A 23,397-nucleotide genomic window follows, 5' to 3' on the forward strand; every position below is an offset into this window, starting at 1 on the left:
AGACGGTACGTGGAAGGGCCCGGACCTGACGAACAGGTCCGGGCCCTTCCACGTACTCGTACGCACTCCGGAGCGTCAGGCCTCCGAGCCGCTGCCCTCGCGGCGGACCTGCAGGAGGTCCTCCAGCTGCTCCTCGCGGGCCTGCGCGGCCACGAACAGCAGCTCGTCGCCGGCCTCCAGGGTCTCCTCGGCGCTCGGCGTCAGCACCCGCGAACCGCGGATGATCGTCACCAGCGAGGTGTCCTGCGGCCAGGCCACGTCCCCGACGGCCGTGCCGGCGACCGCCGACTCCGGCGGAAGCGTCAGCTCGACCAGGTTCGCGTCGCCGTGGCTGAAGCGCAGCAGCCTGACCAGGTCGCCGACGCTCACCGCCTCCTCGACCAGGGCCGACATCAGGCGCGGCGTCGAGACGGCCACGTCCACGCCCCAGGCCTCGTTGAACAGCCACTCGTTCTTCGGGTTGTTCACCCGGGCGACCACACGCGGCACGCCGTACTCGGTCTTGGCGAGCAGCGAGACGACCAGGTTCACCTTGTCGTCACCGGTCGCCGCGATGACCACGTTGCAGCGCTGCAGCGCCGCCTCGTCCAGCGAGGTGATCTCGCAGGCGTCGGCGAGCAGCCACTCCGCCTGCGGCACCCGCTCCACCGAGATGGCGGTCGGCGCCTTGTCGACCAGCAGGACCTCGTGGCCGTTCTCCAGGAGCTCGCCCGCGATGGACCGGCCCACCGCACCCGCGCCCGCAATAGCGACACGCATCAGTGACCGCCCTCCTCGGGACCCTCGGCGAAGGCCGCCTCGACCTTCGCGATCTCGTCCGTACGCATCATCACGTGCACCAGGTCACCTTCCTGGAGCACCGTCTGCGACGTCGGCAGAATCGCTTCGCCCAGTCGGGTGAGGAAGGCGACGCGGACGCCGGTCTCCTCCTGGAGCCGGCTCACCTTGTGGCCGATCCACGCCGGCGAGGTGTGCACCTCGGCGAGCTGCACACCACCGCTCGGGTCGCGCCACAGCGGCTCCGCGCCCGAGGGCAGCAGCCGGCGGAGCATCTGGTCGGCGGTCCAGCGGACCGTCGCGACCGTAGGGATCCCGAGGCGCTGGTAGACCTCGGCGCGACGCGGGTCGTAGATCCGCGCCGCCACGTTCTCGATGCCGAACATCTCGCGCGCGACCCGCGCCGCGATGATGTTGGAGTTGTCGCCGCTGCTCACCGCGGCGAAGGCACCGGCCTCCTCGATCCCGGCCTCACGCAGCGTGTCCTGGTCGAAACCCACGCCCGTGACCCGCCGGCCGCCGAAGCCCGAGCCGAGACGGCGGAAAGCCGTCGGATCCTGGTCCACGACCGCGACGGTGTGCCCCTGCTGTTCGAGGGTCTGCGCGAGAGCGGCTCCCACTCGCCCGCAGCCCATGATGACGATGTGCACGTCCCCTTACCCCGCACTCCTGATCGTCTTGCTGACCTGCGAATACACCCTGCTCACGACTCTCCTCGCCCGATCTGCCCGGGTCGCGGCGGGCGACACCCTGACGGATCGCCCGGTCCGAGCTTAAGCGGCAACGCTGGCGAGGAGCGCACCGGAGGTGGTAGTCAGGGAGATTCGGTGCGGATCGGGGGTGCCGGTGCGCGTGGCTCTTTTCGAACGCTTACGATCCTCTCCGTGTCCAAACTGACCGACGTGCCCAAACGGATCCTGATCGGGCGGGCCCTGCGCAGCGACAAGCTGGGAGAAACCCTTCTCCCGAAGCGGATCGCCCTCCCCGTCTTCGCCTCCGACCCGCTGTCCTCGGTGGCGTACGCACCCGGCGAGGTGCTGCTCGTCCTCTCCGTCGCCGGCCTGTCGGCCTACCACTTCAGCCCGTGGATCGCGCTCGCGGTCGTCGTCCTGATGTTCACGGTGGTCGCGTCGTACCGGCAGAACGTGCACGCGTACCCGAGCGGCGGCGGCGACTACGAGGTCGCCACCACCAACCTCGGGCCGAAGGCCGGACTCACCGTCGCGAGCGCCCTGCTCGTCGACTACGTCCTGACCGTCGCCGTGTCGATCTCCTCGGGCATCGAGAACCTCGGCTCCGCCGTCCCCTTCATCGTCGAGCACAAGGTCGCCTCGGCCGTCGCCGTCATCGTGCTGCTCACGCTGATGAACCTGCGCGGGGTGAAGGAGTCGGGCAGCCTCTTCGCCATCCCGACGTACGTCTTCGTCGCCGGCGTCTTCATCATGATCGCCTGGGGCGCGTACCGGGGGCTCGTCCTCGGCGACACCATGAGGGCCCCCACCGCCGGCTTCGAGATCAAGGCCGAGCACGAAGGCCTCGCCGGCTTCGCGCTGGTCTTCCTGCTGCTGCGGGCGTTCTCCTCCGGCTGTGCCGCCCTCACCGGCGTCGAGGCCATCTCCAACGGCGTCCCCGCGTTCCGCAAGCCGAAGTCGAAGAACGCCGCCACGACGCTCGCCCTCATGGGCGGCCTGGCCGTCACCATGTTCTGCGGCATCATCTTCCTGGCCATGGCCACCGACGTCCGCATGGCCGAGAACCCCGGTGAGGACCTCCTCCGCAACGGCGTCCCGCTCGGCGCGGGCTACGTCCAGGACCCGGTCATCTCGCAGGTCGCGGCCGCCGTCTTCGGCGACGGGACGTTCCTCTTCATCGTCCTCGCCGCCGCCACCGCGCTCGTCCTGTTCCTGGCCGCCAACACCGCGTACAACGGCTTCCCGCTCCTCGGCTCGATCCTCGCCCAGGACCGGTACCTGCCGCGCCAGCTGCACACCCGCGGCGACCGCCTCGCCTTCTCCAACGGCATCGTGCTCCTCGCCGGCGCCGCGGCCCTCCTCGTGGTGATCTACGGAGCCGACTCCACCCGGCTGATCCAGCTCTACATCGTCGGCGTCTTCGTCTCCTTCACGCTCAGCCAGATCGGCATGGTCCGGCACTGGAACCGGCACCTGGCGGAGGAGCGCGACACGGCCAAGCGCCGCCACATGATCCGCTCCCGCGCGATCAACGCCTTCGGCGCCTTCTTCACCGGCCTCGTCCTCGTCGTCGTCCTCGCCACCAAGTTCACGCACGGTGCCTGGGTCGCCCTGCTCGGCATGGTGATCTTCTACGGGACGATGACCGCGATCCGCCGGCACTACGACTCGGTGGCCGAGGAGATCGCGGCCGCCGAGGAACGTCCCGACGAGTACGTGCGCCCCTCCCGCGTCCGCTCCCTCGTCCTCGTCTCCAAGCTCCACAAGCCGACCCTGCGCGCCCTGGCCTACGCCAAGCTGCTGCACGCCAACGAGCTGGAGGCGCTGACGGTGAACGTCGACGCCGCCGAGACCAAGGCGCTCAAGGAGGAGTGGGAGCGGCGCGGCATCAACGTGCCGCTCAAGATCCTCGACTCGCCCTACCGCGAGATCACCCGGCCGGTCATCGAGTACGTGAAGAACATCCGCCGCGAGAGCCCGCGCGACGCCGTCTCCGTCTACATCCCCGAGTACGTCGTCGGCCACTGGTACGAGCACCTGCTGCACAACCAGAGCGCCCTGCGCCTCAAGGGCCGCCTGCTCTTCACCCCCGGCGTGATGGTCACGTCCGTCCCGTACCAGCTCCAGTCCTCCGAGGCCGCGAAGAAGCGGGCCAGGAAGCGCCAGGAGTGGAACGCGCCGGGCTCCGTCCGCCGCGGCCCGGTGGAGAAGCGCCAGAAGGAACCGGCGGCGAAGAACAACTGAAAAAGAACAACTAGACTGGTGGGCTGCCGTCCGGACCGAGGTCCGCAGGCAGCCCACCTTCTTCTTTCTTCTGGAGTCCCCGATCATGCAGAACACCCCTGTTACGTCGCTGGTCGGGGCGGAGTACGAGGTAGAGGTCGGCCCGGTCGCCCACGGCGGCCACTGCATCGCCCGTACGGAAGCCGGCCGGGTCCTCTTCGTCCGTCACGCCCTGCCCGGCGAGCGCGTCCGGGTCCGGGTCACCGAAGGCGAGGAGGCCTCCCGCTTCCTGCGCGCCGACGCGATCGAGATCCTCGACGCGTCCAAGGACCGCGTCGAAGCCCCCTGCCCCTTCGCGGGCCCCGGCAAGTGCGGCGGCTGCGACTGGCAGCACGCCAAGCCGGGCGCCCAGCGCCGCCTCAAGGGCGAGGTCATCGCCGAACAGCTCCTGCGCCTGGCCGGGCTCACCCCGGAGGAGGCCGGCTGGGACGGCACCGTCATGCCGGCCGAGGGCGACAAGCTCCCCGCGGGCGAGGTCCCGCAGTGGCGCACCCGCGTCCAGTACGCCGTCGACGCCGAGGGCCACGCGGGCCTGCGCAAGCACCGCTCCCACGAGGTCGAGATCATCGACCACTGCATGATCGCCGCCGAGGGCGTCTCGGAGCTGGGCATCGAGAAGCGCGACTGGCAGGGCATGGCCTCCGTCGAGGCCATCGCCGCCTCGGGCTCGAACGACCGCCAGGTCATCCTCACCCCCCGTCCCGGCGCCCGCCTCCCCCTGGTGGAACTGGACAAGCCGGTCTCGGTCATGCGCGTCGACGAGAAGGACGGCGGAGTCCACCGCGTCCACGGCCGCGCCTTCGTCCGCGAGCGCGCCGACGACCGCACCTACCGCGTCGGCAGCGGCGGCTTCTGGCAGGTCCACCCCAAGGCCGCGCAGACCCTGATGCTCGCCGTCATGCAGGGCCTCACCCCCCGCAAGGGCGAGACGGCCCTCGACCTCTACTGCGGCGTCGGCCTCTTCGCGGGCGCCCTCGCCGACCGCGTCGGCGACCAGGGCGCGGTCCTCGGCATCGAGTCCGGCAAGCGCGCGGTCGAGGACGCCCGCCACAACCTGGCCGGCTTCCCGCGCGTCCGCATCGAACAGGGCAAGGTCGAGTCCGTCCTCCCGCGCACCGGCATCACCGAGGTCGACCTCATCGTCCTGGACCCCCCGCGCGCCGGCGCCGGCAAGCAGACCGTCCACCACCTCGCCGGCCTCGGCGCCCGCCGCATCGCCTACGTAGCCTGCGACCCGGCCGCCCTGGCCCGAGACCTCGCCTACTTCGCGGAGCGGGGCTACCGGGTGCGGACGCTGCGGGCGTTCGACCTGTTCCCGATGACGCACCATGTGGAGTGCGTGGCGATCCTGGAGCCGGTGAAGAAGGACGCCTGATCTGGGGTTTTGTGGGTGTGCTTTATGCGTGGTGTGGGCGTTACGGGCGATGTCTCGACGCTGAGATGACGCTTGGGACGCCCATTTGACGCTCTTTCTGATGGGGTGTCAGGATCGGGGGTCGGTCAGGGCCGGCGAACACCGTGCACGGCCCTACCCTCCGGTGGAGTGAGTCAGGCCCCTTCCACGACCGAGAGGTGGTGGCGGAGTTCGTCGGCCACCCCCGCCATGTCGCCGTCGGCGGGGAGGCGCCAGTCCGTCTCGATGCCCCGTTCCACGGTCGGCTCGCTGCTGAGGCGGACGAGGGGTGACGAGAAGGAATTCGTCCGCTACAAGCAGGTCATGATGGCGATGACGGGCACGCCCGGCTCTTCGCGGTACGTCCCCTGAGTACAAGGAAGAGCATGGCCACGCAACGAAACATCCGCACCAACTTCGCCTTCTATCCCCCGGAGGGGGACGGCGGAGCCTGGCACGCCACGCTGGACTCACTGGAGCGGGCGCTGCGCGAGGCATTTCCCGACCCCACCATCGGGCACCGGAGGTCCGGCGTCCGCGAGATGACCGTGCTGGACTTCGAGATCGAGCTGGCGCCCGACGTGTGGGTGGACGGTACCGCGGCGATCACCGAGCCCGACTACGCCTACATCACCCTCACCGATGTGACAGCGGACGAAGCCGGCGCCTTTGTGGTCTGGCTGCGCGACTCCTTCGCTCCGGCGCCCGACCTCGTGCGCTTCGCCAGCAGCCTCGCCATGGCGAACGGCGAGGAAACACCCTCGCCGCTGCCGGCCCAAGGGAGCCGCGAAGACATCGGTGACCTGCTGCGTCGGCACCTCGTTGCATTCGACCACTGACGGGGGAGCTTGAAACGGGCGGCCGGGAACGCCCTTCCGACCTGCACCGTCCTCGTCGACCGCCAGCCGCTCCCGAAAACCGTCTCGGGATGTCCGTGGCGGCCGGGCCAGAAGCAGTGCCGGCCCGCCGTTTCGGCAGAGGCGGGCCGGAACGGTGTCGGTCAGGCCGTGACCGCGGCCGGGGTCTTGTCGGAGAGGGCGGCGAGGTAGCGCTCGGCGTCGAGGACGCCGGGGAGGTTCGTGCGGGTGGAGGGGGAGTCCGCCTTGATGTAGCCCTCGTCGTCGAGGTCGCGGGTCTTGCCGGTGAACGTGTCGCGCAGGACGACGCCGGCGAGCATGCCGTCCTCGGACTTGATCTCGGCGATCTCGCTGTCGAAGGCGAAGGAGATCTTGTCGTCGGCGAACGCCCGGTTCTGCAGGGCCTTGGAGGCGCGCAGGGTGGAGCGGCGGTGGACGACGGTGACCGAGCGGGCGAAGCGGGTGAGGAAAGTGGCTTCCTCCATGGCGGTGTCGCCGCCGCAGACCACGACGATGTCGCGGTCGCGGAAGAAGAACCCGTCGCAGGTCGCGCACCAGGAGACGCCCCGGCCGGAGAGCTCGTCCTCCTTCGGGAGGCCGAGCTTGCGGTAGCCGGAGCCGGTCGCGATGATCACGGACTTCGCGCGGTGGATGGCGCCGGTGGAGTCGGTGAGGAGCTTGACGTCCCCGGTGAGGTCGACTTCGACGATGTCGTCGTCGACCATCTCGGCGCCGAAGCGTTCGGCCTGGGCCCGCATGTTGTCCATGAGGTCGGGGCCGTCGATGCCGGTGGGGAAGCCGGGGAAGTTCTCGACCTCGGTGGTCGTGGTGAGGGAGCCGCCGACGAAGATCGAGCTGCCGAAGAGCAGGGGCTTGAGCTGGGCGCGGGCGGTGCAGAGGGCGGCGGTGTAGCCGGCGGGGCCGGAGCCGATGATGACGACGTCGCGCATGTCGTCGGTCCGGTCGATGTCGGTCACGCCTTCTTGTCGTCGATGTCGGAGATGAGGCCCTCGATGAGGGTCTTGATCTCGTCGCGGATGGGGCGGACGGCCTCGACGCCCTGGCCGGCCGGGTCCTCAAGCTGCCAGTCGAGGTAGGTCTTGCCGGGGAAGTACGGGCAGGCGTCGCCGCAGCCCATGGTGATGATGTAGTCCGACGCCTGGGCGGCCTCCGCGGTCAGCACCTTGGGCTTCTGGTCGGAGATGTCGATGCCCAGCTCGGCCATCGCGGCCACGGCGGAGGGGTTGATCTGGTCGCCCGGAAGAGAGCCCGCGGAGCGGACCTCGACACGGTCGCCCGCGAGGTGGCGCAGGAATCCGGCGGCCATCTGGGAGCGGCCGGCGTTGTGGACGCAGACGAAGAGCACGGAGGCGAGCGGAGCGGTCATCGGTTCTTCCTCGGGGCAGGGATGGTGTGGGGGGCGGAAAGACTCAGGAGCCGGACGGCAGGCTGTCCAGCAGGTCCGTGATCCGGGCACCGTCGGGGTCGGGGACCGGCCGGTCCAGGTAGCGGTGGCCGGGGACGACGGGGCAGGCGTCGCCGCAGCCCATGGTGATCACGATGTCGGAGGCCTGGACGACCTCGTCGGTCAGCGGCTTGGGGGAGACCTCGTCGAGCGCGACGCCGGCCTCGGTGAGCGCCTGGAGCAGATGCGAATCCACGGCACCGGACGGCTGGGTGCCGGCGGAGGAGGCGATCACGCCGTCGCCGGCGCGGTGCGCGAGCAGTGCGGCGGCCATCTGGGAGCGCCCGGCGTTGTGGCTGCACACGAACAGCATCCGCGGCCGACCGTCGCCCGCAGTCGGGTTCTCGACGTGTGCCAGTGCGTCCAGGCGTTCGGCGGCGAACCGCTCCGCCGGCACCACCAGGTGGGTGCGGACGTGTGCGTTCACGGCGAGCCGCTCGTAGGAGTCGGCGATCAGCCGCTGTACCGTCTCCACGCGGTACCGGCCCTGGTGGTGCACGGCGAGGCGGGCGACACCGGCCGCGAGACGTTCGTCGGGCAGGACCGGGTACGCGGACGCGGCCATGGCGAGAACCCCCTTCGGCGGGTTCAAGAGGTCAGCCCAGGCTGGTATCAGCTCCGGGTGATGTGAGATTATCAGCCCATGATGACGTCAGTCGACACTGATCTGATCCGGGTGCTGGGTGATCCCCTGCGCCTCCAGATCGTGACCCTGCTCGCCCGCGAGACCCTGTGCACCACCCACCTGGTGGAGGAGACCGGTGCCAAGCAGACCAACCTCTCCAACCACCTGAGAGTGCTGCGCGAGGCCGGGGTCGTCGAGACGGAGCCCTGCGGCAGGTTCACCTACTACCGGCTCAAGCCGGACGTCATCGAGCAGCTCGCCACACAGTTCGCCGCGCTCGCGCAGACCGCGCGTCTGACCGCCGAGGCGAACTTCAAGCGTTCCTGCCCCTGACCCTGCCCCCGTACCTCACCTGTCGAGGAGTACCCGCCCGTGACCGCCACCGAGCCCGCTGCGAGCGACGCCATAGCCGCCGACCCGTCGCCGCAGCCCGCGCCCGGCGCCACCCCGCCCCGTACCCCACTGGTCGCCCGCGCGGCCGCCGAGCTCGTCGGCACCGCCGCGCTGGTGGCGATCGTCGTCGGCTCCGGCATCCAGGCCACCCAGCTCACCGACGACGTGGCGCTGCAGCTCCTCGCCAACTCCACCGCCACCGTCTTCGGCCTCGGCGTCCTGATCGCCCTCCTCGGCCCGGTCTCCGGCGCGCACTTCAACCCGGCGGTCAGCCTGGCCGAGTGGTGGACCGCCCGGCGTGGCGGCGCGGGTGTGACGGGACGCGAACTCGCCGTCTACGTCCCGTCGCAGATCGTCGGCGGGATCCTCGGCGCGATCCTGGCGGACGCGATGTTCGGCGAACCGCTGGTGAAGTGGTCCACTCACGACCGCTCCGACGGGAACCTGCTCCTCGGCGAGGTCGTGGCGACCGCCGGCCTGATCCTGCTGATCTTCGGCCTGGCCCGCACCGACCGCCTCCGCTTCGCGCCCGTCGCCGTGGCCTCGTACATCGGCGCCGCCTACTGGTTCACCTCCTCCACCTCCTTCGCGAACCCGGCCGTGACCATCGGCCGCGCCTTCACCGACACCTTCGCGGGCATCGCCCCCGCCTCCGTGCCCGCATTCATCGGCATGCAGATCATCGGCACGGCCGTGGGTCTCGCCCTGGTCGCGGTCATCTTCGTGCGCGGGAAGACGGACGCCGAGTGACCCAGGTCGTGGACGTGGTGGTGATCGGCGGAGGCCAGGCCGGGCTCGCGGCCGGCTACCACCTGCGCCGCGCCGGCCTGGACTTCGTGATCCTCGACGCCCAGGCCACCCCGGGAGGTGCCTGGCAGCACACCTGGGACTCGCTCCACCTCTTCTCCCCGGCCGCTTACTCGTCGCTGCCGGGCCGGCTGATGCCGCCGCAGCCGGGCGAGACGTACCCGGACGCGGCCCACGTCGTCGACTACCTCACCGACTACGAGCAGCGGTACGAGCTCCCCGTCGAACGACCGGTCCGCGTCGAAGCGGTCCACCGGGACGGCGAGTTCCTGAGGGTCGAGGCCGACGCCGGCAGATGGCTGGCCCGTACGGTGATCAGCGCGACCGGCACCTGGTGGCGCCCCTTCGTCCCCGCCGTCCCCGGCCGTACGGACTTCCAGGGCGCCCAGCTCCACACCGTGGAATACCGTCGCCCCTCCGACTTCGCCGGACAGCGCGTGATCGTCGTCGGTGGCGGCAACTCCGGCGCCCAGATCGCCGCCGACCTCGCGTACGACACCGACCTCACCTGGGCCACCCTCCGCGAACCCCGTTACCTCGCCGACGACATCGACGGCCGCGCCCTCTTCGACCACGCCACCGCCCGCCGCCGCGCCCTCGACGAAGGCCGCACCGACACCGGCGGCGTCGCCTCACTCGGCGACATCGTCGCCGTCCCACCCGTCCGCGCGGCGCGGGACGCCGGCCTGCTCAAGGCCCAGTCGATGTTCACCCGTCTGACTCCGACCGGGGTGGAGTGGGCCGACGGCATGACTGCGGAGGTGGACGCGATCATCTGGTGCACCGGCTTCCGTCCCGCCCTCTCCCACCTGGCCCCGCTCGGACTGCGCGGTCCCCGGGGCCACGTCCCCACGACCGGAACTCAGGCCGTCGGAGAACCCCGCCTCCACCTCCTCGGCTACGGCGACTGGACCGGCCCCGCCTCCGCCACCCTCATCGGCGTCGGCCGTCCAGCACGCGAAGCAGCCCGCGAGATCGCTGGGCTACTCGGCGTCGGGTGAGTCCGCGGAGTACGTGCGGAAGACCCGGGTTCTGTGGCGATCCCGGCGGGAATCATCCAGACCCCGGGGACTCGTGCTCCGAAGGGAGCGGTGTGATGCCAGACGGTGGTTCCGCGCTGGACCGGCAGGGCGTCCTCGACGGCTACGCCAGGGCCCGCCGGACCTTCCACGCGCTCCTGGACGACGCCACGCCGTCCGACCTCGCCCGTCCGACCGGCGGCACTCGCTGGACCAATCGTCAGCTGCTGTGGCACATGCTCTTCGGCTACCTCGTCACCCGCGTCCTGCTGGTCCTCGTACGCGGCTTCGGACGCCTGCCCCGGGGCGCGAGCCAGGAATTCGCCCGGGTGCTCGATGCTGGAACGCGGCCCTTCGACGTGATCAACTACCTCGGGCCGTGCGGGGCGGTGAAGGTGTTCGGGCCCCGCAGGATGGGCGCGGCGTTCGACCGGATCACCGGTTCGCTGGCGCGGCGGCTCGCGAAGGAGTCCGAACGCGATCTGGCGCGAGGGATGCACCATCCGGTGCGGTGGGACCCGTTCTTCAAGGACTTCATGACCCTCGCGGACCTCTACCGGTATCCCACCCGGCACTTCGACTTCCACCGTCGCCAGCTCACCCTTGGCGAGCGCGGCTGAGGTGCGTCAGTGGATGTGGGGGCTGCGGCGTTCGACGAGGACGGTGTCGCGCCAGACGCCGCGGTGGCGGCCGACGCGCTCGCGGGTGCCGATCACCCGGAAGCCGGCCCGCGCGTGCACAGCCAGGCTCGCGGCGTTCTCGGGGAAGATCCCGGACTGGATGGTCCAGATCCCCGCCCCCTCGGTGGAGTCGACGAGTGCCTTCAGCAGGGCGGAGGCGACGCCTCGGCCGCGGGCGCCGGGGTGGACGTACACCGAGTGCTCGACGACGCCGGCGTACGCGCACCGGTCGGAGACCTTCGTGACGGCGACCCAGCCGAGGACGCGGCCTGTCCCGTCGACGGCGGCGAAGCGGTGCTCGGGCAGCTTGGCCGCGTCGAACTCGGCCCAGGTGGGGGCGGTGGTCTCGAAGGTGGCGTTGCCCTCGTCGATGCCCGCCTGGTAGATCGCGACGACCTCGTCGGCGTGCTCCGCAGCGAGCGGGACCACGATGGTGGAGGTGGTCACGTGGCGGCAGCCTTGGTGAGGAGCGCGCCCATGGCGGCGAGGACGGCGGGCTCGACGCGGTAGTAGACCCAGGTGCCGCGCCGCTCGGAGGACAGCAGCCCCGCCTCCTTCAGCTTCTTCAGGTGATGGGAGACGGTCGGCTGCGAGACGCCGACGTCGGAGATGTCGCAGACGCACGCCTCGCCGCCCTCGTGCGAGGCGACCGCCGAGAACAGGCGCAGTCGGACCGGATCGCCGAGGGCCTTGAACATCTTCGCGGTCCGCTCGGCCTCCTCGGCGTTCAGCGGGCGCTCGGTGAGCGGCGGGCAGCAGGGGGCGACCTCGGGCTCAAGGAGCGGCAGCTCGGTGGCATTCGACATGCGTCTATGTTGACACATGTCGAAGCAGAGGCCCAGGGGCGGCCCTGGTGATCAATTTCGATGAATGTCTATGTTGACGAATGTCGATGCAGGTGCCAGGCTTGCCGTGCAAGAGATCGACGGATGTCGAAACAAAGGGGAATCGCCGTGAACGCCACCGCCACCGACCAGCTGCCCGTCGTGGTCGTCGGAGCCGGGCCCACCGGCCTGGCCGCCGCCGCCCACCTCGTCGAGCGCGGCCTCGAACCGCTGGTCCTGGAAGCCGGACAGGCGGCTGGTGCGGCGGTACGCGAGTGGGCACACGTCCGTCTCTTCTCCACCTGGGGCGAGGTCACCGACCAGGCCGCCGAGAAGCTCCTGGCCCCCACCGGATGGGTGAAGCCCGACGCGAAGACCTACCCGTCCGGCGGCGACTGGGCGGAGAGGTACCTCCAGCCGCTCGCGGACGTTCTCGGCGACCGCGTCCGCACCGGCGCCACGGTCACCGGCGTCTCTCGTGCCGGCCGCGACCGGATCGTGGACGCCGACCGCGAGGCCCAGCCGTTCGTCGTCCACGTCTCCTACGCCGACGGCCGTGAGGAGCGGCTGTTCGCCCGCGCGGTGATCGACGCCTCCGGCACGTGGTCCACCCCGAGCCCGGCAGGAGCGTCCGGCCTCACCGCCCTCGGCGAGAAGGCCGCCGCCGACCGCGTCACCTACCGCGTCCCGGACCTCAAGGACCCGTCTGTCCGCGCCCGGTACGCGGGCAAGCGCACGGCCGTCATCGGCTCCGGCGCCTCCGCCTTCACCGCGCTCGCGTCGCTGGCGGAGCTGGCCCGGGAGGAGGAGGGGACGAAGGCGGTGTGGATCCTGCGCCGCGGCATCTCCGGCTCCACCTTCGGCGGCGGCACCGCCGACCAGCTCCCCGCCCGCGGCGCCCTCGGCCTCGCGGCGAAGGCCGCGGTCGACGAAGGCCACGCCGACGCCGTGACCGGCTTCCGCACGGAGGCGATCGAGCGAGACGGCGACCGCCTGGTCCTCGTGGCCGAGGACGGCCGCCGCCTCGACCCGGTGGACGAGGTCATCGTCCTGACCGGCTTCCGCCCCGACCTCTCCTTCCTCTCCGAGCTCCGCCTCGGCCTCGACGAGCGCCTCCAGGCCCCGGTGGAGCTCGCCCCGCTGATCGACCCCAACCAGCACTCCTGCGGCACCGTCTACCCCCACGGCGTCAACGAGCTGTCCCACCCCGAACAGGGCGTCTACCTCGTCGGCATGAAGTCCTACGGTCGCGCCCCGACCTTCCTCGCCCTCACCGGCTACGAGCAGGTCCGCTCCGTCGTCGCCGCCATCGCCGGCGACCGCGAGTCCGCCGAGCGCGTCGAACTCGTCCTCCCGGAGACCGGAGTGTGCGGCGGCGCCGGCCTCTTCGACCAGCCCCAGACCGACGACGCGGCCGACGGTGGCGGTTGCTGCGCCCCCGCCCCCGCGCTCATCCAGCTCGGCGCCGGCTCCCCGGCCGCCTCGGGCGGCTGCTGACCCGCCCCCACCACACACGCACAGCAGGAGGTTCGTCATGACTCGTGTACAGCTCGCCCTGCGCGTCCCCGACCTCTCGGCATCCGTCGCCTTCCACGGCAAGCTCTTCGGCGCCGAGCCGGCCAAACTCCGCGACGGCTACGCCAACTTCGCCATCGTCGAACCGCCTCTCAAGCTCGTCCTCATCGAAGGCGCCGACGGCGAGGACACCCGCCTGGACCACCTCGGCGTCGAGGCCGACACCACCGACGCCGTCCACGCCGCCACCACCAGGCCGGCCCAATACGTGTCCAGGGGGATGACATCGCGCTTTTCGCGGGTGTCCACCGTCGTGCTCTTGGACCTGCAGAGAACCTTGTATGTCGCACGGACCAGCCGATGAGGACGATCCAGCTCGTCGGGCACCTGAATGGCCGGCACCGGCGGAGGCTCAGTCGCCTTCACGGCTTCCTCGTCGACCAGCGTGAAGACGCAGGGAGTATCGAAGCAGGGTGGCCGGGCAGTCCGAGGGCGCACTCTCTGACACGTTCGGGTTTCACCGCCCGAACCGGCCCTGCGCCGACGAGCGCCTGGTGTGGGGAGCTCAGGGGTCTCCCGGCAGAGCGTTGGGCCGTGACGCTCGTTTGACGTTCCGGCCACCCCGCCTCCTTCTGACGAGACGAAAAGTGCCCCTGAACTGTGCTTTCTCTCCTGGCTGGGGCCGGTGGCCTCATCCCGATCGGGCGGCGGGGCGGCGGGGCGGAGTGCTGAAGATCCCGGCTGCGCGTGCGGCTGATGTTATTCCGCGGAGCTGCGCGGCTGTCGACTCCGCGTCCGAGGTCAGTGATCAATGTCATCAAAGGGATGACGCATGTCAGCCGGGCTTTCGGCGCCGTTGTCCGGTCGACGGGCGGCGACGCAGGATCGGCGGCGGCTCGCCCCGACCGCCCCGATCACGGCAGGTGACACGGTTTGAACCTGGATACCGAACCCGCTGCAATTCCGGCCCGTGCCCCAGGCAGCACCACCGGAGTCCGACTCTTCACCCGAGGGGGTATCCATCCCGAGTGGCTGGCGAACGCCGTTCTTCCGGCCGTCCGGACGCTCGACGAGGAACTGAACGCGCCGGTTCTGTATCTGCGCCGGGGCTGGCTGCACGGCCCTCATGTGGACCTGGTGGCCCGGCCGGCCGGGGGTGAGAACGGTGCCGTGCTGCCCTGGGACGACCTCGCGGCGACGATGGACGCGGGCACACTGGCCCCGGAGCAGCAGCAGAGCGAGGAGGACTACCTCGCCCGCGCCCGGGAGTTCGGCAGGCTGGAGCGGGTCGAACCGCCCTATCTGCCGATGCGTCAGCACGGCCACCTCGAATGGCTGGACGCCACGCAGACCGCCACCTGGCCCGAGCCGATGAACGCCCTGTGCGACCTGGCGCTGACCCGGATCAACCGGCCGCTGACGGCGGCGGTCGCCGAGGCCGCCGCGGGCGCGGGCACCCTCCCCACCCGGGTGGCCGAGGCCATGGTCGCGCTGGCCGCGGCCCACCACTCCGGCATCCCGTTCGGGGTGTTCTCGCTGCGCAGCCACGCCGAGGCGTTCCTCTCCTGGGCGGCGCCCCGCAAGGACGTCCGGCCGGTCTTCGCCCGCCGCCTCGAGGGTGACGCACCGCTGCTGCGGGCCCTGGTCGAGCAGACCCTGGAGGACAGCGGCGGCCCCTCGGCGGTCCGCTGGCGTCAGGCGTTCCTCTACTGCATGGGGGTCTTCGACTCGGCCGTCGCGCAGGGAACGCTGAGCCTGCGGACGCTGGAGGAGCGGGAAGGCGGCTTCGACGAGCGGACCATGGGACCGCCCGGCCAGGAGGACGTCACCGGCCACCGGGGCAGCGACTTCCACGCTGCCGTGAACGCCTCCGGGGCCGTGGCCGGCACCACCGACTGGTTCGCCTCCTACCGTCTGCTGATCAACCTGTTCTACCAGCAGCTCCTGCTGCTGGACGTGGCCCCGCTGCACCGTTACTACCTGTGTTACGCCATCGCGGAGACCGTGGACGAGGTACTGGGGGAGTCCTGGAGCGACCGCCTGGCCCGGACTGCCGGCCAGTACGCCGGGACCACCGCGTGAGGCGGGAGGAGACGGCCGGGCGAGGCCCCGACGCGCACATCGGTGAACCCCTGTGGATGCTGCGCGTCAACCCGCTTCCCCGGCTGCGGCTGGCGGACCCCGTACTGGCCGAGCTGCTGCGCGAGGTGTGTGCCGCGGAGAACGAGGTCGAGGCCGCCGCAGAGGCCTGCTCCGCGGAACTGCACCGGCTGATCGGCGCCACCGCCGACACCGGCGAGCGCGGCCCGCTGATCGCGCTGCGCCGGGACGTCCACAACGACCGCGTGCCGCGCACCGGGGACGATCCGGTGCCCGCGATGGCACGCTGGCGGGCGGCCCGCACCGTGCGCGACGCCCTGCGGGAGACGCTGGACCGGGAGTACCCGCAGGCCGCGGACCGGGAACGGAAACGGCTGGCGGGACTCCTCGCCGATGACGACCTCAGGCGGTCGCTCGCCCTGGTCGCACCGGAGGTGGCCGCCGGAGCCGACCGCTACCGGGCAGCCCTGGAGGGCGGGGGGAAGCCGTCCGCCCGGCTGCGGAAGTCCGAACGCGGCCTGGTCCAGTACGTCACCCGCGCCATGATCCGCACCAGTCCGCTCTCCCGGTTCACCGCGGTCGGACTGGCCCGCCCCGACGCGCGGGGCGTCGCGCTCGACGCGGCGACCCCCGCCGGCGCGGTCCCGGTCGTCGGACTCGACCGGATCATGCTGCACTACGTTCTCGGCGGGCTCCTGTTCGAGGACACCCCCGAGCGGCCGGTGCGCTCCGACGACTGGGTGCAGTTACCGCCGACCTCGGAATTCGGCCCGGGCCGCGAGAAGCTGATGTTCCTTCAGCCCGCCGGAGACCGGATCCGCCGGCTCTCCGCCCCGGTCGCGGGACCGGTACGCCCGATGCTGGAGGCCGTCGCCCTGGGCGCCAGGCGGGCGTCCGCCGTCGCGGCCGAGGTGGCCGGGGAGTTCGGCTGCTCCGCCGAGGACGCGCTGACCGCGGTGCAGGGGGCCGTACGCGCGGGAATCCTCTGCCTCAGCGACGGCCCGGAGGACGGCGAACGGCCCTTCCCCACGGCGCTCGACCGCCCCGCTCTGCCCAGCGCCCCGCTGCTGGGAGAGGTGAACCGGCTGCTTCCGGAGGTCGCGGCGGCCCCGGCCGGGCAGCGGGCCGCCGTGCTCACCCGGCTGCGCGGCACGCTCTCCGACCTCAGCCGGCGCGCCGCCCGGCCCGCGCAGGTCCTGGTGGAGGAGGACTACGTACTGCCGTCCGTGACGGTGGACACCGCCCCCTGGGGCGCCGCTCTGGACGACATGGCGGCGGTGGTGGAACTCCTGTCGGTCTTCGACCGGCTGCACGACATCCGCGCGGTGCTCTCCGCGATCTTCGTCGAGTGGTTCGGGGCGGGAGCCGAGGTGCCGCTCGCCGAGCACGCCGGACGGATCGCCGCCGAGGTGTACCGGCGGGGCGGTTCGCTGGACGGCGCCATCCCCCGGGACGGCGGCCCGGCCGACGGCTCCCTCGGCCGGCTGCACCAGCTACGGCTGGACGTCATGGCCTGGATGCGCGGAAGAATCACGGCCGCCGGCCCCGACGCCCGGGACGTGGTCCTGACCGCGCGGGAGGTCCGCGATCGGGTCGCCGCGCTGCCGGACCGCTTCCGCCGGGACCCGCTGGCCTACGGCGTCCTGGTCCAGCCCTCGCGGGACCGGCTGCTCTTCAACGACGCCTACGCCGGGCACGGCATGCTCTACGGCCGGTTCCTCGGCGCCGACCGGGAGCTGGGCGGCCGGGCCCTGCCATATCTGGCGGAGCGGCTGCGACGGCAGTACGGGGCGGACGGCCGGCAGGTCGCCGAAGACCTCGGACTGCACCGGCTGAACGTCAACGCGCACGCCCGGGTCCTCCCGTACGGCATCGACGCGGAGAGCTGGTTCACGCTGCGCCTCGCCCACGACCCGGCCACCGACGCGCTGTGCGTCCGCGACGCCGAGGGCCGCGACCTGCGGGTCCTCACCCTGGGCAGCGGCCACCCCGAGTTCCTGCCCGCCCCGGTGCGCATCGCGGCGTGGCTGATCAGCGGCGGCCGGCTGATGGAGGACTTCGTCGGCGACTGGCACGCCTCGACGGGCGGCCCGGACGGCGCCACCCGGTTCTGCCCGCGCATCCTGGTCGGGCGCGCGGTGCTGGCCCGGCAGCGCTGGTACGGCGGGGCCGAACTGACCGAGGCGGTCACGGCCGGTCCGGAGGAGACCGACCGGCTCCGGGCGCTCGCCCGCTGGCGCGCCCGGCACGACGTACCCGCCGAAGTGGTCCTCAAGACACCGCTGGAGACCACCTACGGAACCGAAGCGCTCCAGGCCGCCGCCGCGCTCGGCTTCGGGGCGGAGGAGCACCGGCAGCGGCAGAAGCCCCAGTACGTCGACCTGGAGAGCGCCGTGGGCGTACGCGTACTGCCCCGGCTGATGGAACGGCGGAGCCCCGGCTATCTGGAAGAGGCCCTGCCCGCCGTGGCGGACTCCCGGCACGCGGCGGAATGGGTGGTCGAGATCGCCCGGACCGCCGGCGCGCCCTTCACCTACGGAGGAAAGACCGCATGACGCTGAGATCGCGACCGTACCTGCACTACGCACCGGTTTCGGGAGGCGTCTACTTCAGCGGGCCGCACACCCAGTTCGTCATTCTGGGACCCCCGGTGCTGCTCACCGTCGCGGACGTCTGCGTCCCGCTGCTGGAGACGGGCGCCACGGAGGACGAGCTGGTGGCGGCCCTCGGCTCGGAGCGGGCCCGCCCCGTGGTGCGGCGGCTCACCGACGAGCTGCGCGCCCGCGACCTGCTGCTGGAGCCCGGACGGTTCACCGTCGCCGCGCCGGACGCGGAGACCCGGGAGCGCTTCGGCGAAGCGCTCTCCCACCTGGAGGCGTTCAGCGACGACCCGTACGCCGCCTTCGCCGCGCTGCGCGCCGCCCGGGTCCTGCTGCACGGCCCCTGCGCGGCCGTGCTGCCCGCCGCCCGCGGGCTGGCGCGGGCCGGCGTGGGCCGGCTGCTGCTCGCCCCCACCGACCCGCAGGACGCGGTGGCCACCGCCCGGCGGCTGGACGCCGAACTCCTCCCGGACGGCGTGCACACGGCGGGCGACGTGGACGCGGTGATCTGGTGCACCGAGACCACCGGCGCGGCGGAGACCGCCGCCCGGCTCCTCAAGCTTCCCGAGGGCGTGCCGCTGGTGCCGGTACGGCTCGGCGACACCGCCCTGGTCGGCCCGGTGGTGACCGACAGGACCGGCCCGGACACCGCCGACGCGCTGGCGGCCCGCGCCGACGCCTGGGCCGCGACCCAGGAGACCGGGCCCGCGCCCCGGCCCGGCGCGGACGCGCTGGCGGGAGCCCTCGCCGGACAGCTGGTGTTCGAGGCGCTGACCGGTGTCGGTACCGCGGGCGGCGCGCACGTCGTCCACGGGGAGGACCTGTCCGCGGACGTGCTGCGCACCTCGGCGGGTGGCACGGCACCGGAACCCGCCGCCGTGCCGGAGCCCGCCGCGGCCCCGGCGGCGGGCGGGAACGTCCCGGCGGCGGACCCGGCGCTGAAGGGCGTCGTCGCCCCGCTGTGCACGCCCTGGACCGGACTTTTCGACCTGGCCGAGGCCGGCGACCTGCCGCAGCTGCCGCTGGCGCTGAGCGAGGCCAGGCTGCCCGGCCGGGCACGGACCAGCGTCATCGGCTGGGCCGGGGACCAGCAGGGCGCCACCGTCACGGTCGCCCTCGAGGCCCTGCGCCGGCTGTCCGGTCCGGACGGCACGTCGGCGGTGGGCGCCGCGGGGACCACCGAGGACCAGTGGCTGCTGGACGGCGCCCTCCGGCTGCTGACGGAGCACGCCGTACCGAGCGGGCGGCCGGCCCCCGACCGTCTGCCGCCCGGAACCCAGGTGGTGCGGCGCGCCCTGGCCGAGGAGCACGGACTCCCGGTGACGGTGCGGCTGCTGGAGGTGCCGGGGGTCGGCTGGCCGCTGGCACGGGCGGTGCACGCCGACACCGGGGAGACGTACGGACACGGCTGGGGCCCGACCGTGGACGAGGCCGTGCACGGTTGCCTCGGTACGGTGCTCGCCCGCCGCACCGCGGCCCGGCTGCGGCCCGACGCCGACGCCACGACCGTGCACACCGGGGCCCTGCGGACCACCGGCCCGGACGCGCTGGCACGGCTGCGCGCGGAGATCGCCGCCTGCGCCGCCGCAGGCGCCCTTCCCGGCGAACCGACGGGGACGCCGCTCCGTGCCGACCCGGTGCTCGGCACCCTGCCGGTCTTCTACGGCCCGGTCTCGCTGAACCCCGCCCGGAGCCCCGCCGCTTCGGGCCCCGCCCACCCGGCTTCCCCCGAGGCCGTGGCGCACGCCGAGGAGCCCGCACATGTCCGGTGAGATCATGACGGCCCTTGCCCGCCCGCGGCCCGCCACCGGCCACCCGCAGGTGCTGCTCGGTCCGGACCTCGCCGGGCCCGCCGCCGGGCAGTGGACGGAGGCGCTGCGCCCGCTGGCGGCCGCCCGGCCCGGCTCCCTCTCCCTGAACCGCGGCTGGAACCCGGACTGGGAGCAGGCGCAGGTGCACGCCGCGTCCGCCGCGGGCCGGCCGCACCTGTCGGTCCGGCTGTTCGGCGGCGAAGTCCTGATCGGACCGTACTGGGTCCCCGGCGCGGAAGGCGGCTGCGCGGGCTGCGCGGAGCTGCGCTCCCGCGTGGTCGCCGGCCACCCGCTGGCGGCCGATCCCCTGCGGCCGGTCTCCCGCCCGGCGATGCGCCGCCCGTTCCTCCTGGAGATGCTGACCCCCGTCCTCCGGAACCTGGATGAATTCCCCCTGGAAGCAGGGGAGTTGTACGCCCTCGGCGGGCCTTCCTCCCGCCGCCATCTGGTACGGCGCAGCGCTCGCTGCCGGGTCTGCGCCACCGACCCCGCCGAGCTCGACCCGGCCCCGCCCGCCCCGCTGCCGGTCCGCCGGATACCCGCCGACCCGGACGGGCCGATGCGCGGCCTGGCCGGTGCCGGGCTGCTCGACCCCGGACGGCTCCGCGCGCGGACGGTGGACCCCCGGTTCGGACCGGTCGACCGGGTCGTGCGGGAGGCGCTGCCGCCGTACGCCATGAGCGCGGCCTCCCTGCCGGACTCCCTGGCCATGGGCTTCGCCCGCGCGGGGACCTTCGCCGACGCCGAGCCCGTGGCCATCCTGGAGGCGTACGAACGGCTGGGGGGCTTCCCCCACGAGGCGGCCGTCGTCGGCGCGGTCAGCTACGGCGAGGTCGCCGACCGCGCCGTGGACCCCGACACCCTCGGCCGGTACACCGAGGAACAACTGGCCCACCCCGGCAGCCGGGTCACGCCGTACACCCCGGACACCCCGATGGACTGGGTGTGGGGCCGGGACCTGCACGGCGGGCCGTCGCTGCTCGTCCCGGCGGAGATCGGCTTCTACCAGTACGACCACCGGTTCCGGCGCGCCTACGACACGGTGCGCCGCGGCGACTCGCGCGAACGGACCTTCTACTTCCACGACTCCTCCAGCGGCTGCGCCCTGGGCTCGACGGTGGAGGAGGCGGTGCTGCACTCGCTGTTCGAGCTGGCGGAGCGGGACGCCTTCCTCAACGCCTGGCACCGGGCCGCCCCGCTGCCGACGATCGAGCTCTCCTCCGTCGAGGATCCGGCCGCGCGGCGCCTGCTGGACCTGATCGACGCGCGCGGCTTCGACGTCCACCTGCTGGTGGCCACCGACGACATCGACCTCCCGGTCATCTGGTCGCTCGCGGTGAACCGGGAACGGCCCTTCCCCGCCAGCTTCTCCGCCGCCGGCTCCGGCGCCGACCCGGTGAGCGTGGCGCGCACCGCCCTGTGGGAACTGGCGCAGCTGGTCACCGACCCGGTGACCTGGACCCGCGAGGACATCGAGCCGATGTTCGCCGACCCCTGGCTGGTGGACCAGCTGCACGACCACCTGAAGCTGTACTCGCTGCCCGAGGCGCTGCCCCGCGTCACCTCGGTGCTCGGCGGGCCCCGGGTCACCTTGCGGGAGGCCTTTCCCGCCTGGCCGCACCGGCTGCGGGAGGCGGCGCGCGGCGATGTGCGCCGGGCGCTGGACTTCACCGCCGGACTCTTCGCGGACGCCGGTCTCGAACGCATCCTGACGGTGGATCAGTCCACCCGTGAACACCGGGACCTGGGGCTCGCGGTGGTCAAGGCGGTGGTGCCCGGCATCACCCCGATGTGCTTCGGCCAGCCCCAGCAGCGGCTGAGCGGACTGCCCCGACTCGCGGCCGCGCTCGCGGGCACCCCGGCGGAGAAACGCACGGCGCCCTACGACCCCCACCCGTTCCCGTGACCGCGGAGGCAACTGTGAACCCACCGGACGCCCCCGTACCCGAGGCCCCCGAGGCGGACCCGGCGGGCCCGGTGCCCGAGGACGCGGACACCATGGCCCGCGACCGGATGTGGTACCTGTTCGCCGCCGGGGCCGACCGGCCCGCCGTGCCGCCGATCCCCCCGGACACCGAACCGCTGCTCGGCGTGCCGGTCTCCGAGCTGCCGGTGGCCCCCCGGCTGCCCGACACCGCACGGCGCGACGACCTCACCGCACTGCCCCCGGGAACGGTCGACCTCCTGGAGGACACCCCGTTCCCCGCCGGCCGGATCACCGGGGTGCCGGAGGACCAGGAGCTGGCACACGCCCTGGTCGCGGCGTTCGGAGTGCAGCGCCGCGAGCCGGAGAACCCGTTCAACGACCACCGCGGCTACGCCTCGGTGCGCAGCAAGTTCCCGGTGCAGATCCTCGTCAACGACAAAGGCAGACGGCGGGTCTTCGATCCCTACCGGCGGGCGCTGATCGGCCTGTCCGGCGCCTCCACGGTGCCCTCCGGGGCGCGGGAGGTGCTGCTCACCGGGCGCTTCACCCGGCTTCCCGCCACCTACCGCTGGTACCGGGGCTCCCTGGTGCAGCTGGAGCTCGGCATCGCGCTGCGTGCGGTGTGCATCGCCTTCCAGCTCCTCGGCACCCCGGTGCGGGTGCGGTTCCCCGGCACCGGCGCCCGGGAACGGCTGGCGGAGTTCGGTCTCACCCCCAGTTGGGAGTGGACCCTGCCCGTGGTGGTCGAACCGGCCGGGGACGCCCCGCCCGGCACGGCCGTACCGGACCACGGCCCGGCCGGGGCCGAGGCCGTACCGGACCCGGTGATGGCCGACGTGGTGGAGATGAACCGCGCCCAGCGGTTCCCCGCCGCCCCGGCCCCGGTGGACACGGCCATCCCGTCCGGCACGCCGGACACCGGGCTGTCCTGGGCGGAAGTGCTGTGGCGCCGCACCTCGGGACGGATGCCGCGCGGCCTGTTCGGGAACACCGCCCGGCCGCGTACCGTACCGGGCGGGGTGCTGGACTCCGCGCGCGACTGGCTGCTGACGCCCCCGCCGGGCGACGGACCGCGGGCGGCGGCCGAGGCGCTGCGCGTCACCGCCGTCACCCAGTCGGTGACGGGCCACCCCGACGGGGTGTACGAGGTGACCTCCGGGGCATACATCCCGCGCGCCACCGGCCCCGGCGTGCCGGCCCGGCTGGAGGAGATCTACGGCTATCCCCTGGCACCGGGCAACGGCTGCGACGTACGGCACGCCTCGGTGCTGTGGTTCCTGTCGTTCCGACCCCGGGAACTGGCCGAGCAGCTCGGCACCAGTGCCTGGACGGCGGCGCAGTACACCTGTGGCTGGGCCGTGCACGGACTGACGCTGGCAGCCGCCGCGGCGGGCCTCTACGCCCGCCCGGTCCGGGCGTTCCGGGAGGCGCCCGCGCGCCGCATCCTCGGGCTGCCGGCCGACGAGATGGTGGTCCTCGCGGTGATCAGCGGAACGTCGCGGTTCAGCGGCCCGCTGCTTGACCTCCGACAGTGACGAGAGAGTGGAGACGACAACGGTGCAGTCCCCATCCACCGGGAGCCCGGCATCCCGGACAGCGCCCTGGCCGACACTCGAGGCGGCGGCCTCC

Annotated in this window: 20 protein-coding genes and 1 pseudogene; 14 read left to right on the plus strand and 7 right to left on the minus strand. The window is 72.7% G+C overall.

Going from position 1 to position 23,397, the window contains the following annotated elements:
* Window positions 1–75: 75 nt before the first annotated feature.
* Window positions 76–759 carry a potassium channel family protein gene (locus ACFYX3_RS25465; protein ID WP_376584974.1) on the minus strand — a complete coding sequence of 228 codons (684 nt, stop codon included), beginning with the start codon at window positions 757–759 and terminating at the stop codon, window positions 76–78.
* Entirely contained in the window at window positions 759–1,427 is a 669-nt protein-coding gene (locus tag ACFYX3_RS25470) for a TrkA family potassium uptake protein (RefSeq protein ID WP_041131658.1), read from the minus strand. The genes ACFYX3_RS25465 and ACFYX3_RS25470 overlap by 1 nt, the downstream gene beginning before the upstream one ends.
* A gap of 234 nt (window positions 1,428–1,661) precedes the next feature.
* Between ACFYX3_RS25470 and ACFYX3_RS25475 the strand changes: the two genes are divergently transcribed.
* From ACFYX3_RS25475 to ACFYX3_RS25485, 3 genes are all read left to right on the plus strand, one after another.
* Window positions 1,662–3,713 carry an APC family permease gene (locus ACFYX3_RS25475; protein ID WP_389017572.1) on the plus strand — a complete coding sequence of 684 codons (2,052 nt, stop codon included), beginning with the start codon at window positions 1,662–1,664 and terminating at the stop codon, window positions 3,711–3,713.
* 85 nt (window positions 3,714–3,798) lie between these two features.
* Window positions 3,799–5,127, plus strand: coding sequence for a class I SAM-dependent RNA methyltransferase (locus tag ACFYX3_RS25480; RefSeq protein ID WP_389017575.1), 1,329 nt, complete (start codon window positions 3,799–3,801; stop codon window positions 5,125–5,127).
* A gap of 404 nt (window positions 5,128–5,531) precedes the next feature.
* Window positions 5,532–5,984, plus strand: coding sequence for a hypothetical protein (locus ACFYX3_RS25485; protein ID WP_389017578.1), 453 nt, complete (start codon window positions 5,532–5,534; stop codon window positions 5,982–5,984).
* Window positions 5,985–6,145: 161 nt separating this feature from the next.
* Here the strand turns inward: ACFYX3_RS25485 and ACFYX3_RS25490 are convergent, their stop codons facing one another.
* From ACFYX3_RS25490 to ACFYX3_RS25500, 3 genes are read right to left on the minus strand one after another with little or no spacing between them, the layout of a single operon-like run.
* Window positions 6,146–6,952: an NAD(P)/FAD-dependent oxidoreductase gene (locus ACFYX3_RS25490; protein ID WP_389018086.1), complete on the minus strand. Its 807-nt coding sequence runs from the start codon at window positions 6,950–6,952 to the stop codon at window positions 6,146–6,148.
* 23 nt (window positions 6,953–6,975) lie between these two features.
* Complete coding sequence (locus ACFYX3_RS25495) at window positions 6,976–7,389, minus strand: arsenate reductase ArsC (protein WP_389017581.1); 414 nt, start codon at window positions 7,387–7,389, stop codon at window positions 6,976–6,978.
* Window positions 7,390–7,432: 43 nt separating this feature from the next.
* On the minus strand, window positions 7,433–8,032 hold the full coding sequence (locus tag ACFYX3_RS25500; protein ID WP_389017584.1) for a three-helix bundle dimerization domain-containing protein: 600 nt from the start codon (window positions 8,030–8,032) through the stop codon (window positions 7,433–7,435).
* A gap of 78 nt (window positions 8,033–8,110) precedes the next feature.
* On the opposite strand from ACFYX3_RS25500, the gene ACFYX3_RS25505 reads away from it, so the two are divergent.
* From ACFYX3_RS25505 to ACFYX3_RS25520, 4 genes are all read left to right on the plus strand, one after another.
* Window positions 8,111–8,425 (plus strand): ArsR/SmtB family transcription factor, encoded by a 315-nt coding sequence (locus tag ACFYX3_RS25505; protein ID WP_382659451.1) that lies wholly within the window; start codon window positions 8,111–8,113, stop codon window positions 8,423–8,425.
* A gap of 39 nt (window positions 8,426–8,464) precedes the next feature.
* Window positions 8,465–9,235: an aquaporin gene (locus ACFYX3_RS25510; RefSeq protein ID WP_389017588.1), complete on the plus strand. Its 771-nt coding sequence runs from the start codon at window positions 8,465–8,467 to the stop codon at window positions 9,233–9,235.
* Window positions 9,232–10,293, plus strand: a complete 1,062-nt coding sequence (locus tag ACFYX3_RS25515) for an ArsO family NAD(P)H-dependent flavin-containing monooxygenase (protein WP_389017591.1) — start codon at window positions 9,232–9,234, stop codon at window positions 10,291–10,293. Before ACFYX3_RS25510 ends, ACFYX3_RS25515 begins: the two co-directional genes overlap by 4 nt.
* Before the next feature lie 95 nt (window positions 10,294–10,388).
* Complete coding sequence (locus ACFYX3_RS25520; protein ID WP_389017594.1) at window positions 10,389–10,931, plus strand: DinB family protein; 543 nt, start codon at window positions 10,389–10,391, stop codon at window positions 10,929–10,931.
* Between the two features lie 6 nt (window positions 10,932–10,937).
* On the opposite strand, the gene ACFYX3_RS25525 is transcribed toward ACFYX3_RS25520, so the two are convergent.
* Window positions 10,938–11,438, minus strand: coding sequence for a GNAT family N-acetyltransferase (locus ACFYX3_RS25525; RefSeq protein ID WP_389017596.1), 501 nt, complete (start codon window positions 11,436–11,438; stop codon window positions 10,938–10,940).
* On the minus strand, window positions 11,435–11,797 hold the full coding sequence (locus ACFYX3_RS25530; protein WP_389017599.1) for an ArsR/SmtB family transcription factor: 363 nt from the start codon (window positions 11,795–11,797) through the stop codon (window positions 11,435–11,437). The genes ACFYX3_RS25525 and ACFYX3_RS25530 overlap by 4 nt, the downstream gene beginning before the upstream one ends.
* Window positions 11,798–11,944: 147 nt before the next feature.
* Here ACFYX3_RS25530 and ACFYX3_RS25535 point away from each other — a divergent pair, with 147 nt between their 5' ends.
* The 7 genes and pseudogenes from ACFYX3_RS25535 to ACFYX3_RS25565 all read left to right on the plus strand — a co-directional run bounded on the left by ACFYX3_RS25535 (window position 11,945) and on the right by ACFYX3_RS25565 (window position 23,303).
* A complete protein-coding gene (locus tag ACFYX3_RS25535; RefSeq protein WP_389017602.1) occupies window positions 11,945–13,312 on the plus strand; it encodes an FAD-dependent oxidoreductase in 1,368 nt (455 codons plus the stop codon).
* 37 nt (window positions 13,313–13,349) lie between these two features.
* Window positions 13,350–13,586 (plus strand): annotated as a pseudogene (locus tag ACFYX3_RS25540) (VOC family protein); the annotation flags it as partial.
* Between the two features lie 677 nt (window positions 13,587–14,263).
* Window positions 14,264–15,412: a hypothetical protein gene (locus tag ACFYX3_RS25545; RefSeq protein WP_389017605.1), complete on the plus strand. Its 1,149-nt coding sequence runs from the start codon at window positions 14,264–14,266 to the stop codon at window positions 15,410–15,412.
* Window positions 15,409–17,985: a lantibiotic dehydratase gene (locus tag ACFYX3_RS25550; protein ID WP_389017608.1), complete on the plus strand. Its 2,577-nt coding sequence runs from the start codon at window positions 15,409–15,411 to the stop codon at window positions 17,983–17,985. Before ACFYX3_RS25545 ends, ACFYX3_RS25550 begins: the two co-directional genes overlap by 4 nt.
* Window positions 17,982–19,802 carry a hypothetical protein gene (locus ACFYX3_RS25555; protein ID WP_389017611.1) on the plus strand — a complete coding sequence of 607 codons (1,821 nt, stop codon included), beginning with the start codon at window positions 17,982–17,984 and terminating at the stop codon, window positions 19,800–19,802. The genes ACFYX3_RS25550 and ACFYX3_RS25555 overlap by 4 nt, the downstream gene beginning before the upstream one ends.
* The gene (locus tag ACFYX3_RS25560) at window positions 19,792–21,747 is read left to right on the plus strand and encodes a TOMM precursor leader peptide-binding protein (RefSeq protein ID WP_389017614.1); all 1,956 of its coding nucleotides are present in this window, start codon (window positions 19,792–19,794) and stop codon (window positions 21,745–21,747) included. The genes ACFYX3_RS25555 and ACFYX3_RS25560 overlap by 11 nt, the downstream gene beginning before the upstream one ends.
* 14 nt (window positions 21,748–21,761) lie before the next feature.
* The gene (locus ACFYX3_RS25565; protein WP_389017617.1) at window positions 21,762–23,303 is read left to right on the plus strand and encodes a hypothetical protein; all 1,542 of its coding nucleotides are present in this window, start codon (window positions 21,762–21,764) and stop codon (window positions 23,301–23,303) included.
* Window positions 23,304–23,397 lie beyond the last annotated feature (94 nt).

The organism is Streptomyces sp. NPDC002463 (assembly GCF_042889835.1).
Classification (GTDB): Bacteria; Actinomycetota; Actinomycetes; order Streptomycetales; family Streptomycetaceae; genus Streptomyces; species Streptomyces nymphaeiformis.

Coding starts and splice junctions, on each gene's coding strand:
- ACFYX3_RS25480 (WP_389017575.1), top strand. CDS start 3,799: ATGCAGAACACCCCTGTTACGTCGCTGGTCGGGGCGGAGTACGAGGTA.
- ACFYX3_RS25485 (WP_389017578.1), top strand. CDS start 5,532: ATGGCCACGCAACGAAACATCCGCACCAACTTCGCCTTCTATCCCCCG.
- ACFYX3_RS25555 (WP_389017611.1), top strand. CDS start 17,982: ATGACGCTGAGATCGCGACCGTACCTGCACTACGCACCGGTTTCGGGA.
- ACFYX3_RS25520 (WP_389017594.1), top strand. CDS start 10,389: ATGCCAGACGGTGGTTCCGCGCTGGACCGGCAGGGCGTCCTCGACGGC.
- ACFYX3_RS25490 (WP_389018086.1), bottom strand. CDS start 6,952: ATGCGCGACGTCGTCATCATCGGCTCCGGCCCCGCCGGCTACACCGCC.
- ACFYX3_RS25505 (WP_382659451.1), top strand. CDS start 8,111: ATGATGACGTCAGTCGACACTGATCTGATCCGGGTGCTGGGTGATCCC.
- ACFYX3_RS25530 (WP_389017599.1), bottom strand. CDS start 11,797: ATGTCGAATGCCACCGAGCTGCCGCTCCTTGAGCCCGAGGTCGCCCCC.
- ACFYX3_RS25560 (WP_389017614.1), top strand. CDS start 19,792: ATGTCCGGTGAGATCATGACGGCCCTTGCCCGCCCGCGGCCCGCCACC.
- ACFYX3_RS25495 (WP_389017581.1), bottom strand. CDS start 7,389: ATGACCGCTCCGCTCGCCTCCGTGCTCTTCGTCTGCGTCCACAACGCC.
- ACFYX3_RS25465 (WP_376584974.1), bottom strand. CDS start 759: ATGCGTGTCGCTATTGCGGGCGCGGGTGCGGTGGGCCGGTCCATCGCG.
- ACFYX3_RS25500 (WP_389017584.1), bottom strand. CDS start 8,032: ATGGCCGCGTCCGCGTACCCGGTCCTGCCCGACGAACGTCTCGCGGCC.